This is a genomic window from Caballeronia mineralivorans PML1(12) (assembly GCF_001028175.1).
Lineage (GTDB): Bacteria > Pseudomonadota > Gammaproteobacteria > Burkholderiales > Burkholderiaceae > Caballeronia > Caballeronia mineralivorans.
Genome location: NZ_AEJF01000247.1, coordinates 1 through 13,507, shown reverse-complemented (window position 1 = coordinate 13,507; position 13,507 = coordinate 1). Strand labels below are relative to the sequence as shown.

Below are 13,507 nucleotides of genomic sequence, written 5' to 3'. Positions count from 1 at the left end.
TATCACAAACCAGACGTGGTCGGCGGGTGGTAACTATACGTTCGGCATTGTGCGCGCCAATGCGGGCTACTTCCGTTACCTGGGTAATCAAGGCTCGCTCGGCCAGCGTCAGGACAACGCCTGGACGGTGTCGCTCAAGTTGGCCCCGAAGGGCGCGTTCGACTATGAGCTTGGCTATCAGCAGATGCGCGTGAAGAACGCCGCGTACGACACCAATGGCGATATCCCGAATGCGAACATCGGTGCGTTCGACCCCACGTCGGGCCTCCACAACGGCTACAAGGAGACGTTGTACGGGTCGATCTTCTATCACCTGTCCAAGCGCACCGAAGTGTATCTGGCTGGCGACTACATGAGGCTGCATGGCGGTTATACGGTTGGAAGCACGTTTGGCGCGACTAACCAGGTCGAATTGACCACGGGCGTGCGCACCCGCTTCTGATCGGGGAATCGATCCCTGCAGCGCATGCATGACCGAGTTGCTCTCCAACTTGCGGCGGCGGACCTATCCGTCCGCCGCTTTTTTCATGTTCAGCGATCGATGGGACAACCATGTTCAGAAATGCCACTATCCGAGTCGCTCTGACGATCACGATCGTTGGTTATACAGCCACGCTGATGCTCGTCATCGCAGCATCGATCGCGGGGCTGAAGACGGCCAACACCGCTCTCGACAAGATGTACAGCGAAGAAACGGCCGCGCTTCGACACCTTACGGCCAGCAGCGAAGCGCTCCTGCAAGTGCGAGTTGACCTGGGTGCGTACGAAGCGCTCGTCACGCAGGGAAAATCCACCGACGCAGTGCTCGCGCGAGTGCATGCGCAACTTGCTGACAGCGCTCGGGAGTTGGCGGCTTATGAGGCACGGCCGCGATCCGATGAAGTCGAGACGGCGCTGGCTAACGCGCTGCGCACGAAGCGCGCGCAATTGATGAAGCAGGTGCTGGCCCCCGAAATCACAGCGCTCGACCAGAACGATTTCATGTCGTTCCGGATGACACAGAGGAAGGCACCCGACACTGTGTTTAATGACTATAGAGGTGCGGCACTCGCACTTGAGGAATTTCAGGTCGCGCAGCAAAAGGCGCATTTTGGGTCGGCGCAACAGCATTTCCATCTGCTGGTCTGGCTGTTCGGCGCGATCGGGTTTGCTGCGATCACGCTCGGTCTGTTCGCGCGCTTCGCGCTTACGGCTTCGATCGTGCGGCCAATCGATGCAGCGATTCATCATTTCGAGCGCATTGCGGCTGGTGACCTGACGAGTCCGGTTGATATGTCGCGCACCAACGAAATGGGCCGGCTGATGGCTGCGCTTGCTCGAATGCAGGCGGCCTTGGTCGCTGCCGTGAGCCAGGTCCGGCGCGGCACGGAGGCGATCACACACGGCGTGCGCGAGATCGCGAGCGGCAATGCCGATCTTTCGGCGCGCACCGAGCAGCAGGCAGCGACTCTGGAGGAGACCGCATCGAGCATGGAAGAGTTGACCGCGACGGTTCGGCAAAACGCTGACAACGCGCGCCAGGCCAGCGCGCTGGCCGAAAACGCATCCGGGATTGCGGCGCGGGGAGGAGAGGTTGTCGGCCAGGTCGTCGACGTCATCGCGGACATGTCGTCGAGTTCGACCCGGATTGTCGACATCATTGGCGCGATTGAAGGCATCGCGTTCCAGACCAACATACTCGCGCTGAATGCGGCTGTCGAAGCTGCGCGTGCCGGCGAAGAGGGACGCGGATTCGCGGTGGTCGCAGGCGAAGTGCGTGCGCTCGCGCAACGTTCGGCCGCTGCGGCGAAAGAGATCAGGGAACTGATCGGCGATTCGGTTGCGAAGGTGGAAAACGGTGCCGAACTCGCAGCTCGCGCTGGCGCGACAATGGCCGAAATCGTCAAGGCCGCGCGTCAAGTAACCGGCATCGTCAGCGAAATCAGCGTGGCCTCGGAAGAACAGTCACGCGGTATAGATCAGATCAACCGCGCGGTGACCCAGATGGACAACGCGACCCAGCAGAACGCCGCACTGGTCGAGCAAGCCGCGGCTGCTGCTGCGTCGCTCGAAGAACAGGCGCGCGCGCTCGACGATGCGGTCGCAGTGTTCAGGCTGCTTGAAACCGACAAGCCGTTTGCCGGGGAACCCGGCAGGCAGAACTGGATGGTGCCCGAGCCGTCGACCGCGGACGCATGACGACGCCCGACAGCACCGGACACTATCTGATCAAGGGCTTCACGCACGACCGCAAGGTATTTCGCCCGGGCGACCGGGCCGAGCGTCTGATGGGCGTCATCACCCTGTTCGTTGGGGAGCGTCGGCCCGGCATTCATATTGCGGCGACACGGCTCGCCATGCCTGTGGTCGACGCCGGCGTCAAATGCCTGATCATTTCCGCCGAACTCCAGGATGTTTGCCCGGAAGCGTTTGACTTCGTTGTCCGCTTTGCCGAAGACAATCGTCTGCCGGTCGATGTCCGTCTAGCGTCCGGCGACGGGGCTGCACAGTCGCGTCCGGCCCGGGGCGACTGACCGGTTACCTGCGTGAAGCGGCTCCCATCAATGATAGCTGCCGCAAGTTCCGACGAATCAGAAAACCTGCTCAGAAAACCTGATCGATACGATATCAGTTACGCGTCTTTCTTACGTGATTGAATCGGGCATAGTAGTCACACGATGATGAAAGCAAGGTCTCCACAACCATGAACATACGAACTGAGCCTTCGCTGCTCGCCGATCCGCCATTGTGCTTTGCGACTGTCGCATCGGGCATCTGCATTCCGTATGTGGACCGAGCGGTGGGCGAACCGCTGCTATTCGACGTTCGCGAGGCGCCAGAATGCATGCGATACCGTTGTTGGTAGGCTCGCGTGCGAGAAAGTTGATGTGCGCCATGGTTCGTCTGCAGACGTCCGTCGGGTCATCCCGTCGATAAGGCGGGTTTTGCGGACGGTGACTTCTCTTGATTGAATGCTCCTGTGACCCGGCCATGTTGCGGCCGGCGTAACCGGGGGCAAGCGATGGCCGACCATGAGAGCGCGTCACAGAGCATCCTGCGGCGACGGCAGGTGGAGCAGAAAACGGGGCTGTCCCGCTCCACTATCTACAAGCGGATGAGTGAGGGCACGTTTCCGCCCGCGGTACCGTTAGGTCGACGTATGGTGGGGTGGCGTGTGGGGGAGATCGAGCGTTTCCTGGCAAACCCCTCACGCTATCGCGCGCCACGCATATCGGGTGACGTGGATCAGGACGGTGGCGACCATGACGGCCAGTAAGGGCGTGTCCACCCTCGATGATCGCCTGACGAACTGGGGGCGCTCAAACCGTGGCGCGTTTGACGCGAATGATGCCGCGCGGCTCACGCGTGCGTGGCGCACGCTCATGCCGCGTCATCGGGAAATGCTGCGCATGGTTTATCTCTGGCACGCCAATCGCGAAGTCGTATGCCGCCGTCTGCCAATACCGCGACACCCGCCTCATCTTTTCGAGCTTGAGCTTGCGACGGCACGCTCAGCGCTCGCCCGTGCGCTTGTGCTACCTTAAATGCTGATGAGTTCGTCCGAGCTGCGGGGCCGAACCCGGCGATAACGCGAAATCGATAGAAACACGATTCTCTGGGACGCGGTGGAAAATCCTGAATCGCAACGATCCGCCCGCAATACCACGCGCAGGTTTCGCGTTGCCAGCGCACAAAATTGATCGGTTTGCAAAGGACGTTAGAACCCGCACGCTGCGAAGTCTCGATGAACGCTGTTGCTCCTGGCACTGCGCAGCCAGCAGTGTCGTGCACCACACGCCCAGTGGCAGCGAAACGGGCCGCCGGGTGTTCTCAACCATGCTCATACAGTTCTCGTCAGTCTCTGTGGCGTGGCGTTGGCAGTCTGTTTCCCGCAATCGGCAACGAAAAGCTTGATCTCCCGACGGGTTATGGGTGTCGATGTGGCAAGCCTGGACGGGCGGCGCGAGAAAAACGGACCGGGGTTCGCGTGTCGTTTCTGCTCTAGCCTGGGCACCCCGCATCTGGCTGGAAAGCGAGGCCGTCGCATGCTCAGAGAAATCGCTTGCCGCCTGAAAAAATAAATTTAGGAACAGCGAGGAATAACCCGGAGCAGGACGGAACAGGCGCCGTGCCTAATGGTCTTCTCCCCCCTTGTCTGCGCGCCGGAGACCTTCTACATTGAACCTAACAATCTGATCCGGTCAACGTGCGAAGCACGACCGAGTACGCGTTAGCGGCCCCGACGTACCGACGTTACTGCGACGACGTGGTGTGCCGCAAGACAATCAAAAGCCTGCATCTGCGGGCTTTTTGTGTTTTCTGGCGCTGGAACAATCCCCCGTTGAGCCCGCGCTCAGCCTCTCTCGCGCCGCGGGTTCTTTTTTCACGTCGCAGTTTTCATGTCGGTCGCTCGGAGCGCAAACCGATGGAGCAACTGAGCATGAAGACACTTCTGATCGCCGCTGAGAAAGGCGGCACCGGCAGGACTGCATTGTTGTGCCAGCTCGCCCATTACTTTTGTCTGGTGAGCAAACTGAGAGTGCTGGTGATCGATCTCGCGGAGCCCGCGTGCAGTACCGTGTCACTCGCGCGTGCATGCAAGGCGGCTGTGCTCGGCGGGCAATGGGCAACTGCGCTCGCAGGTGAGCCGCCTCGCAGCACGTCGAAGGGATGCATCCAGGTGCTACCGGCGCGCGCCATCCATGGATTGACGTTCGAGCTCGGCGATGGTGGCGCGCGCTATCACGCCAACGTGCGGCACCTGTTGAGTGTCGTGGCGCCGTTCGCCGACGTCTGCCTGATCGACTGCCCGCCACTGCCGGATATGCGCACCGTCTGCGTCGAAGCGACGGTGGACGCCATGCTAAGCCCCATCCTGCTGTCACGGGAGGCATTCGATAGTGCGGTTGAGCTCATCAACGGGGTTCAGGGCGTGCGTGACGTACGCGCCAGACTCAACCCGTCGCTGCGCTTTATCGGCCTGTTGCCGAACATGGTGGAGCACACGCCGTTTCAGCAGGCGCAGGCCCGCGCGCTCGAGGCACGACTGAGCGCCTGGTTGATCCCGGATCCCCAAGGCCCGCACGGATATCTCCACATGCCGCGCTTGGATGAGATCGCGAAGGCGCAGGCCGCTGGCGTATCGGTGTTGGACCTTGCGCGTGCCGATCAGGTGGCGCGCACGCCGTGGCGCGCCATGCGCGCCTGCTTCGATGTCATCGCGCGTCGGCTCGACTGGGCTGAGCCGAGCCTTGCGGACGGGGAAGCCTTCGATGAGCAGGTGTTCCGTGCGTGATCGACTCATTCGTTTGCGGGCGGGACGCGCGCTACGGTGGCCTGTCGCTCTTGCCATCGGGGCGTCGGCGTGTGCGCCGGGACTCGCGCATACCGACGACTCGGGCTGCCAGGTGATCCTGTGCCTGTTCGAACGCGTGGATCGAGAAGATGGCGGCAATGGTGGGGGAGGCGGCTGATGATAGCGATCGACTTCATAACGCTCGCGCTGCAGTGTGCCCCGCAGGTCGCATCCTCAACACTTGCTGCGATCGTACGTACCGAGTCCGGATTCAACCCGTATGCGATTGGCGTGGTGCGAGGCCGGCTGCTACGCCAGCCAACCAGTCTCGACGAGGCGATCGCTACGGTTCGCGCGCTGGATGCAAACGGCTGGAACTACAGCGTGGGACTTGCGCAGGTGAACCGGTCGAACTGGCCGCGACTCGGACTGAAACCGCAGAACGCATTCGACCCCTGCCGCAATCTGGCGGCGGGAGCGGCCATCCTGCAGGACTGCTTCCGGCAGGCGCGTGCTTCGCGGGCGGACGTCCAGCAGGCGTTAAGACAAAGCCTGTCCTGCTACGCGAGTGGAGATTTCTCGACGGGCTATCGCACCGGCTATGTGCAGCGGGTCGTTGACAACGCCACTGTAAGCACCGCAGAACGTCCTCTCCCCACGGTACCGGCGATTGCGCCGACCGTCTCACCGACCGCCTCACCCATCCCGGTGGTGCCACTGGACTCAAATGGTCTTGTGGACCAAATGCGCAAGCAGACAGTGGAACACGGTCAACCCGGCACAAACCGGACCGATCCGCGGCAGGGCGGCCGAGAGGAGAAGCCGGATAGCAGCGCGGTCGTGTTCTAGAGACAGATCGAGTCAATAGCGGATTTTGTTCAACGGACGTGCAGGAGTGATCTATGAAATCAGTAATCCTTAATTCGATAAGCATGCGTGAAATGGTACGGAAGTGGTGTTCTCTGGGTGCCCCGGCGGCCAGGTTGATGGCTGGCTGCCTCCCGATGCTGGTTATGGCTTCACCAGCCTACGCGGCGCTCTCCCAGGTCAATACGCTGCTCACGACCATTCAGACGACGTTGCTTGGCGTCGGGGGCGTGGTGTGCTCGATCTCGATCATCTGGGCGGGTTTCAAGATGATGTTTCAGCACGCGCGCTTCGGCGATATCGCGAACGTGTTTATCGGTGGGCTTTTCGTTGGCTGCGCGACGGTCATCGCCGCGATGCTGATCTCCACAACGTGATCCAGGCGAGATGGAAAGCGAATCATGAACCCGTTAAAGGATCCCGTGTTCAAGGGCTGTACCCGGCCCGCGATGTTGTGGGGAGTGCCGCTTGTGCCCTTCCTGATGGTGGGCGGCGGCATGCTGATCCCGGCCATCTGGGCGCTGCTCGCGAGTCCACCGGTCGGGGTCGCCATGCTCTTTCTGATCATCGCGGTGTTCGTCACGATGCGTGCGATGACGCGTCATGATGATCAGCGCCTCGCGCAGCGCGCGTTGCGCGTGCGCATGAAGCTTCGGCAGCGCAACCGCGAGTTCTGGGGTGCGCACGCATATGTGCCGGTGCGCCTGAAGAGGAGGACCTGAGATGCACGCCCAAGCGAAATTCGCAGCCGTGGCGCACCGGGAAGTGCAGCTTGCAGACTTCATTCCTTATTCGACGCATGTGACCGATCACGTCATCAAGACGCGCGAAGGCGATTATCTGCGCATCTGGCGCATCGCGGGCATCGCGTTCGAGGCGGCGGACCCCGCAGATATCCTGGTGCGCCACGAGGGGCTCAACCAGCTCATCCGGGGATTGGCCGGCGGCCATGTGGCGCTGTGGTCGCACCGGCTGCGACGGCGCGTGTCGGATCACTTCGCCACACCTTACGGCGAGCGGTTTTGCCAGGAACTTGCGACACGGTACTACGCGAGTTTCGCGGGCTATCGGATGATGGCCAACGAGTTGTACCTGACGCTCGTCTATCGACCCAACCGGACAAGGCTCGGACGGATCTTCAGTCAGGCGGCGCGCCGCACGCTCGACGATATCCGGCGAGACCAGCACGAGGCGCTGAGGGCGATGGCCGAACTCGCCGCGCAGGTCGAAGCGAGCCTGAGGCCCTACGATCCGGTGGCGCTTGGTGTCTATACGAAACAGATCCAGTACACGCAGCGCCCGCGCGCCTATTCATCGTCGCTTGAATTCCTGGGTTACCTCGTCAACGCTGTGTGGGAGCCCGTACCGGTGCCCGCGGGCCGGATCCGGGAGGCGTTGCCGACGTCACGCCTTTTTTTCGGCGCCGAGAAGCTCGAGATCCGCATGCCGGCAGCCACGCGTTATGCCGCGCTGATAGATCTGAAGGACTACCCGCAGGAGACCGAGCCGGGGATGCTCAACGGATTGCTGTACGGCGACTTCGAGTACATCGAGACGCAGAGCTTCGCCATTCTCGATCGACCGAGTGCCAAGGAAGCACTCGAGCGCCAGCGCAACCAGCTCATTGCCGGCGAGGATGTAGCGGTGTCGCAGGTGGCCTCAATGGATCAGGCGCTCAACGACCTGATCAACGGTGACTTCGTCCTTGGTGAATACCACTATTCACTTGCGGTATTGGGCGATGCGCCGGAGGAGGTAACCAAGCACGTTGCGAAGGCGCGCTCACAACTGGCCGACGTCGGATTTCAGACCGCGCTCATTGACCTCGTGTCCGATGCGGCGTGGTTCGCGCAGTTGCCTGGCAACTGGCGTTACCGGCCACGCGAAGCGAAGCTGACATCGCGCAACTTCTGCGGGCTCGGGAGCCTGCACAACTTCGCGACGGGCAAGCGCGATGGCAACCCGTGGGGCGAGGCGATCACGATCGTCAAGACGCCGAGCGGGCAGCCGCTCTATCTGAATTTCCACGCGACGCCCGAGAAGAAGGACTCGGCCGACGAGAAGGCTCTGGCCAACACGCAGATCATTGGCCAGGCGGGCGCGGGCAAGACAGTGCTCGAACTGTTCCTGCTCGCGATGGCGATGAAGTACGGCATCACGGCAGTGCTCTACGACAAGGACCGCGGCACCGAGATCGCGATCCGCGCGATGGGCGGCATCTACACCGTGTTCCGGCGTGGCGAGCCGACGGGGCTCAATCCCTTCCAGCTGGAGCCGGACGAGACCGTGCTCGACTTCTGGGAGCGGCTCGTGCGCAAGCTGGTGGATAGCGGTTCGCCCCTCTCGGCGAAGGACGAGATGGACGTCTCGCGTGCAGTGCGGGAAGTCGCCCGCATGGCAAGGCCTTTGCGACGCCTGTCAATGGTGCGCCAGTTGCTCCCGAACGTGGGCGAGAACAGCCTGCACGCGCGGCTTGCCAAATGGTGCGCCGGCGCTCGACTGGGGTGGGTGCTCGACAACCCCGTCGAGCGGCTCGATTTCACCCGTGCGGGCCTCTTTGGATTCGACGATACGGAGTTACTGGGCGATGCGGAGGTGTCGACGCCGGTCACGATGTACCTGCTGCACCTGACTGAAAGCCTCATCGACGGCCGGCGTTTCATCTATGTGATGACTGAATTCTGGAAACGGCTGGGTGACCCCGTCTTCACGGATTTCGCGAACAACAAGCAGAAGACGATCCGCAAGCAGAACGGACTTGGCATCTTCGATACGCAGTCGCCAGCCGATGTGCTCAGAAGCGATATTGCGCGCGCGCTCATCGAACAGAGCGCAACCTTCTTCTTTCTGCCGAACCCGCGCGCGGACTACGGCGATTATGTGCATGGCTTCAAGCTGACCGAGGCTGAATTCAACATTGTGCGCAGTCTGGGCGAGAACAGCCGGCTCTTTCTCGTCAAACAGGGGCACCGCTCGGCGATCGGCCGGCTGGACCTGGCAGGTCTTGGTGACGTGCTCGACGTGCTGTCGGGGACGACGGACAACGTCGAACTGCTCGACAGGATCCGCGTACGCGTGGGCGACGCGCCCGAAGACTGGTTGCCTGTCTTTCACGAGGAGCTTGCGAAACGCCGGGCCATGGAAGCCACCATGCGCGCGGCGCAGCAGGTTATGGCGCAACAGGCAATGGTGCAGGTGAGGGGAGGTGCTCAATGAGCGGTCTCTTCACCGCGATTGGCGGGACGCTGGAAAACGGCACGACCTCCTATGTGACGAGCGTGTCAGCGGCGCTTTCCAGCGCACTGGTACCGGTCGTGACCACGGCCGTTACGATCTGGATTGTTACCTACGGACTGGCGGTGGTGCGTGGCGAGGCGCATGAGGCCGTGCCCGCATTTGCGTGGCGCGCACTGAAGCTGGCCATCACGCTTGCGTTTGCGCTCAGTACCGGCGTGTACCAAGAGCAGGTGGTCACGGCGATCAACGGTGCGACAGCGGGGCTCGCGCAGACGATCCAGAACGCGGCCGCCGTGAGTGGCGCCGGCAACCCAGGGTGTGGCTCGGTGAACGGCACGAGCGTGACGGCGACGAGCGCCACCAGCATCTACCAGACGCTCGACTGTTACGACCAGCAGATCGACCTCGTGATGGACGCCTATTTTGACAAGGCGGCTCACGAAGGCCTGAGCTTCAGCGGGATGATTGCCGGAATCGGCGATTTCCTCTGCGGGCTCGTGGCTGCGCTTGGCGGCGCCATTTTCCTGATCGTTCTCGCATTCGAGGTCGTGATGGCGAGGATGCTGCTCGAGCTTGTTCTCGGGCTCGGCCCGATCTTCATCGCGTGCGCTGCGTTCGCGCCGACGGCACGGTTCTTCGAGGCGTGGAGCGCGAAGGTTGCCAATTACGCGCTCCTGCAGGTGCTTGTCGCCGCCTTTCTCGGCATGGCACTGACCGCTTTTTCTACCTATCTCGCGCCGTTGCACGTCACCGATGCCTCTCCCGCATCGGATGCCGCGTCGCTGGTGTCGGGTGTCACCAGCGTGCTGGAAGGGTCGGCGGCCGACGTGGCGGCAATCGGCCTCTTCGTGAGCGGCGTGTTTCTCGCGATGGTCGGCTGGCAACTCCCTGCCGTGGCCTCCGGACTTGCCGGAGGTGCGACCCTGTCCGGTTTCGGTGCGTTCGTTGCCGGCCTGATGTCCCAACAGCTCGCCAGAGCGCTTGGCCGTGCGCTTGCTGGCGCAGGCAGCGGGCAGCGGCCTGGCGGAATGATCCACCACCAGTCGGGTTCCGGCGGGAGCGCGCCCGGAGACCGATCGGTGCCGGCCTATCAGCGGGCTGCCCGGGAACACCTCGGGCAGCAGGACGAGTGAATCACAGCGACTGAACCACAGCGACTGAACCACAGGTGATCACCATGACGAAACTCTACAGGCTGTCCACCTACGTCGCGCTGCTCCTGGTCACGGGCGCAGCCGTCATGCCATCGGTGAGCGCGCAGGGCATTCCCGTATTTGACGCGCAGAACGTCGCGCAGGCGATCGCGACGGTGGCGAAACTCGAACAGCAAGTACAACAGGAAATCCAGCTCTACCAGTCGATGAACGGCACACGCGGGTTTGGTCAACTGCTCGGCAACCCAGTCCTCGCCAACTCGCTGCCATCGAACTGGATGAGCGTCTACACCTCGGTCCAGAACGGCGGCTACTCGGGACTGACAGGCAGCGCCCAGGCGCTGCGCTCGGCAAGCGAGATCTACAACTGCCAGGACCAGAGCGGCGTCGACGCGCAGGTCTGCCAGCGTGCGCTCAACAAGCCGTTTCAGGACAAGGCGTTCGGGATGCAGGCGTATCAGACGGAGTTGCAGGAACTGAACCAGATTCAGAGCCTGATGCAGCAGATCGATGTGACGCAGGACCCGAAGGGCGTCGCGGAGCTACAGGCGCGCATTCAGTCCGAGAGCACGACGGTCGGCAACGAGATGACGAAGCTGCAGTTGTTCAACATGCTCGCTCAGAGCGAGGACAAGCTGATCGCCGAACAGCAAAGCGAACTGGTGCTCAGCCGGGCGGGTAACACGACGCGGCTGCAGGACCAGATGGTCCCCGCCACATTCGGGAACTGACGGAGCGCACCGTGAGAAATATTTCCATGATCATATTGATGATTCAATTCGTCATGCTTATTACGTCATGTGGCGGCAACCCACCAAAGCCGGTTCTGCCGGACGGGTCGCACCGCGTCCCGGTGAACCGTGTTTCCCCTTTATCTCCGGCATCTCCGGCATCACAGGTGCCACCGGCGGCGTCATCGACTGATGGAGCCGGATCATGAGAGCTGGCCACGATTACCGGCGGGTGCTCGACATCGAGGCGTCCCTGTCCGACATGCAGCAGCGTTCGGAGCGACGCGCGTGGCAAATCGCGTACGCAGCCGTGGGCCTTGCAGTGCTGTGTTCCACTGCGCTCGCCGTGATGGTTCCCTTCTACCGGGTGGTGCCGTTGCCGATCGAGGTGGACCGGCTCACCGGCGAGTCGCAGGTGATCGATGTGCTCGACGCGAAGCACGTCCACACGAAGGAAATCCAGGACAAGCACTGGGTCGAGGTCTACGTACGCTCGCGCGAGCGCTACGACTGGGGTCTGCTGCAGATGGACTACGACCGCGTGCTCAACATGAGCGACGAGACGGTCGCGCGCGATTACCGCCAGATCTATAGCGGTCCCGATGCGCTTGACCGGCAGCTCGGCGCCGGTACCGAGAAGCGTATCCGGATTCTTTCGACGACGCTGCCGCCGGATGAACCCGGGCACGCGGTGGTGCATATCGAGCGCACGACGCGCAAGAACGGGGTCGACAACGCCGAAGCACCGCAGCGTTTCGTCATCACGCTCGCCTTCATGTACCGCCCGCCCGTGTTCACGCGAGAGAACGTGGCTGTGGACAACCCGTTCGGCTTCAAGGTGACGGCCTATAGTCGCGATCCCGAATACACACCACTCACCCCACCCACCCCACCCACCCCACCTGCGTCATCGCCTGCTGTAGGAGGCGTGCGATGAAACCGACTCTCCTGGTAGCGGTGATGTTCGTGCTCGACTCCGGGTTGGCGAGTGCCTATGACCTGCCCGACTGGACGAGCGACTCGCGCGTGCGGCAGGTGCCGTACCGGCAGAACGAAGTGGTGCGCATCGATGCGCAGCGCGGGTTCGCCACGCACATCGCGCTTGATGCGCACGAACAGATTCTGGTGGTGGCACCCGGCGACCGGGACGACTGGCAGGTGGTGGCGAACAAGGGCGATCACGACGTCTATCTGAAGCCGCAGCTTGCGGCGCACGACACGAACCTCGAGATCCGCACTGACCGGCGCAGCTACAGCTTCGATCTGGTCGTGCTGCCACTGAAGACGAGATTGGGTAGTGGCCGGGAGATGTACCGCGTCACGTTCACGTATCCCGACGAGGTACAGGCAAAGACTCACGTCGATGCCCGCCAGGCGCTGGTGCAAGAGCGCCTCGCGCAGTCGCCGGTCCTGCGCAACGACCGGTATTCGATGCAGGTGATGCCGCATTCGGACGATATCGCGCCGAGCGCAGCATGGGACGACGGGCGCTTTACCTATATCCGCATCCCGAATAATCGGCGAATTCCCGCGATCTTCCGGGTCGCGCAAGACGATACCGAAAGCGTGGTTGACAGGCACATGGACGGCGACCTCGTGGTCGTTCACGAGCTCGCGCAGCGTTTCGTGTTGCGCTTGGGCGATGAGGTAGTGGGACTGTGGAACGACGCGTACGACATGGACGGCGTGCCGCCGAAAGATGGCACGACGGTCAGCGGCGTGAAACGCGTCCTGCGGAGCCGCGGCCATGAGTAACGATACCACTCGCAACACAATCGAGCCGGATGGCACTCCTCGCGATCGAGGCGAGGGCGACAACGGCAACGCTCGCGATGCGCGCACGCCGCCGGTGGCTGATCGCGGCATGCCCGATCTGGGGCAGCTGCGAGCTCGTCCGCGGGCATGGTGGTTGACACCGCTCGCGATTGTGGTTGTGCTCGCCGTTGGCGCGGTGTGGACGGTGCACGGGTTTCTCGCGCGTCATGACGCGGCAGCCAAGGCACGTCGGGATGCCGCGCTCGATCAGCCCTCGCAGGGGCGCGTGTTTGGTGGCGAGGCATCAACTGGCGTGCCTGTGTCGACAACGAGCGCTGCCAGTGCGGCGACCCCGCAGCCGGCGTCGGTGCCGGCCGTGGTTGCAAGCGGGCCGCCTGCTCGCGTCGCGCACGCGATGTCTGGGCGCAGTTATTACGACGCTCCGCTGCTCGCGGGTGGTGTTGCCAGTGGTGGCGTTGCCGATGCTG

15 protein-coding genes and 1 pseudogene are annotated in these 13,507 nt (G+C 62.6%); all 16 read left to right on the top strand.

Annotated elements, in window-relative coordinates:
* On the top strand, nucleotides 1-442 hold a 442-nt coding region (locus tag EOS_RS40510; protein WP_047897865.1), incomplete at its 5' end, for a porin.
* 110 nt (nucleotides 443-552) lie between these two features.
* Nucleotides 553-2,178: a methyl-accepting chemotaxis protein gene (locus EOS_RS40505; RefSeq protein ID WP_053064233.1), complete on the top strand. Its 1,626-nt coding sequence runs from the start codon at nucleotides 553-555 to the stop codon at nucleotides 2,176-2,178.
* Nucleotides 2,175-2,513, top strand: coding sequence for a DUF3579 domain-containing protein (locus EOS_RS40500; RefSeq protein WP_047897863.1), 339 nt, complete (start codon nucleotides 2,175-2,177; stop codon nucleotides 2,511-2,513). Before EOS_RS40505 ends, EOS_RS40500 begins: the two co-directional genes overlap by 4 nt.
* 488 nt (nucleotides 2,514-3,001) lie before the next feature.
* Entirely contained in the window at nucleotides 3,002-3,256 is a 255-nt protein-coding gene (locus EOS_RS40495; protein ID WP_047897862.1) for a helix-turn-helix transcriptional regulator, read from the top strand.
* Nucleotides 3,243-3,524 (top strand): hypothetical protein, encoded by a 282-nt coding sequence (locus EOS_RS40490; protein ID WP_047897861.1) that lies wholly within the window; start codon nucleotides 3,243-3,245, stop codon nucleotides 3,522-3,524. The genes EOS_RS40495 and EOS_RS40490 overlap by 14 nt, the downstream gene beginning before the upstream one ends.
* 896 nt (nucleotides 3,525-4,420) lie before the next feature.
* Complete coding sequence (locus EOS_RS40485; RefSeq protein ID WP_047897868.1) at nucleotides 4,421-5,275, top strand: ParA family protein; 855 nt, start codon at nucleotides 4,421-4,423, stop codon at nucleotides 5,273-5,275.
* Nucleotides 5,268-5,453, top strand: a complete 186-nt coding sequence (locus EOS_RS40480; protein ID WP_047897860.1) for a hypothetical protein — start codon at nucleotides 5,268-5,270, stop codon at nucleotides 5,451-5,453. Before EOS_RS40485 ends, EOS_RS40480 begins: the two co-directional genes overlap by 8 nt.
* On the top strand, nucleotides 5,453-6,124 hold the full coding sequence (locus EOS_RS40475) for a lytic transglycosylase domain-containing protein (RefSeq protein ID WP_047897859.1): 672 nt from the start codon (nucleotides 5,453-5,455) through the stop codon (nucleotides 6,122-6,124). Before EOS_RS40480 ends, EOS_RS40475 begins: the two co-directional genes overlap by 1 nt.
* A 92-nt stretch (nucleotides 6,125-6,216) precedes the next feature.
* Nucleotides 6,217-6,519 carry a TrbC/VirB2 family protein gene (locus EOS_RS40470; protein ID WP_235443119.1) on the top strand — a complete coding sequence of 101 codons (303 nt, stop codon included), beginning with the start codon at nucleotides 6,217-6,219 and terminating at the stop codon, nucleotides 6,517-6,519.
* A 24-nt stretch (nucleotides 6,520-6,543) separates the two neighbouring features.
* A complete protein-coding gene (locus EOS_RS40465; RefSeq protein ID WP_047897857.1) occupies nucleotides 6,544-6,864 on the top strand; it encodes a type IV secretion system protein VirB3 in 321 nt (106 codons plus the stop codon).
* 1 nt (nucleotide 6,865) lies between these two features.
* Nucleotides 6,866-9,358, top strand: coding sequence for a VirB4 family type IV secretion/conjugal transfer ATPase (locus EOS_RS40460; protein ID WP_047897856.1), 2,493 nt, complete (start codon nucleotides 6,866-6,868; stop codon nucleotides 9,356-9,358).
* Complete coding sequence (locus EOS_RS40455) at nucleotides 9,355-10,512, top strand: type IV secretion system protein (protein WP_047897855.1); 1,158 nt, start codon at nucleotides 9,355-9,357, stop codon at nucleotides 10,510-10,512. The genes EOS_RS40460 and EOS_RS40455 overlap by 4 nt, the downstream gene beginning before the upstream one ends.
* Nucleotides 10,513-10,556: 44 nt before the next feature.
* The gene (virB5, locus tag EOS_RS40450) at nucleotides 10,557-11,264 is read left to right on the top strand and encodes a P-type DNA transfer protein VirB5 (protein WP_047897867.1); all 708 of its coding nucleotides are present in this window, start codon (nucleotides 10,557-10,559) and stop codon (nucleotides 11,262-11,264) included.
* A gap of 205 nt (nucleotides 11,265-11,469) precedes the next feature.
* Entirely contained in the window at nucleotides 11,470-12,201 is a 732-nt protein-coding gene (locus tag EOS_RS40445) for a virB8 family protein (protein ID WP_047897854.1), read from the top strand.
* On the top strand, nucleotides 12,198-13,019 hold the full coding sequence (locus EOS_RS40440) for a TrbG/VirB9 family P-type conjugative transfer protein (protein ID WP_047897853.1): 822 nt from the start codon (nucleotides 12,198-12,200) through the stop codon (nucleotides 13,017-13,019). Before EOS_RS40445 ends, EOS_RS40440 begins: the two co-directional genes overlap by 4 nt.
* Nucleotides 13,012-13,507: pseudogene (locus EOS_RS40435) on the top strand (type IV secretion system protein VirB10); the annotation flags it as partial. The gene EOS_RS40440 and the pseudogene EOS_RS40435, both read left to right, overlap by 8 nt.

Excerpts from the sequence above, each read along its gene's own strand:
- EOS_RS40495 (WP_047897862.1), top strand. The coding sequence starts at position 3,002 with ATGGCCGACCATGAGAGCGCGTCACAGAGCATCCTGCGGCGACGGCAG.
- EOS_RS40460 (WP_047897856.1), top strand. The coding sequence starts at position 6,866 with ATGCACGCCCAAGCGAAATTCGCAGCCGTGGCGCACCGGGAAGTGCAG.
- virB5 (WP_047897867.1), top strand. The coding sequence starts at position 10,557 with ATGACGAAACTCTACAGGCTGTCCACCTACGTCGCGCTGCTCCTGGTC.
- EOS_RS40465 (WP_047897857.1), top strand. The coding sequence starts at position 6,544 with ATGAACCCGTTAAAGGATCCCGTGTTCAAGGGCTGTACCCGGCCCGCG.
- EOS_RS40505 (WP_053064233.1), top strand. The coding sequence starts at position 553 with ATGTTCAGAAATGCCACTATCCGAGTCGCTCTGACGATCACGATCGTT.
- EOS_RS40475 (WP_047897859.1), top strand. The coding sequence starts at position 5,453 with ATGATAGCGATCGACTTCATAACGCTCGCGCTGCAGTGTGCCCCGCAG.
- EOS_RS40485 (WP_047897868.1), top strand. The coding sequence starts at position 4,421 with ATGAAGACACTTCTGATCGCCGCTGAGAAAGGCGGCACCGGCAGGACT.
- EOS_RS40490 (WP_047897861.1), top strand. The coding sequence starts at position 3,243 with ATGACGGCCAGTAAGGGCGTGTCCACCCTCGATGATCGCCTGACGAAC.
- EOS_RS40455 (WP_047897855.1), top strand. The coding sequence starts at position 9,355 with ATGAGCGGTCTCTTCACCGCGATTGGCGGGACGCTGGAAAACGGCACG.
- EOS_RS40445 (WP_047897854.1), top strand. The coding sequence starts at position 11,470 with ATGAGAGCTGGCCACGATTACCGGCGGGTGCTCGACATCGAGGCGTCC.
- EOS_RS40440 (WP_047897853.1), top strand. The coding sequence starts at position 12,198 with ATGAAACCGACTCTCCTGGTAGCGGTGATGTTCGTGCTCGACTCCGGG.
- EOS_RS40500 (WP_047897863.1), top strand. The coding sequence starts at position 2,175 with ATGACGACGCCCGACAGCACCGGACACTATCTGATCAAGGGCTTCACG.
- EOS_RS40470 (WP_235443119.1), top strand. The coding sequence starts at position 6,217 with ATGGTACGGAAGTGGTGTTCTCTGGGTGCCCCGGCGGCCAGGTTGATG.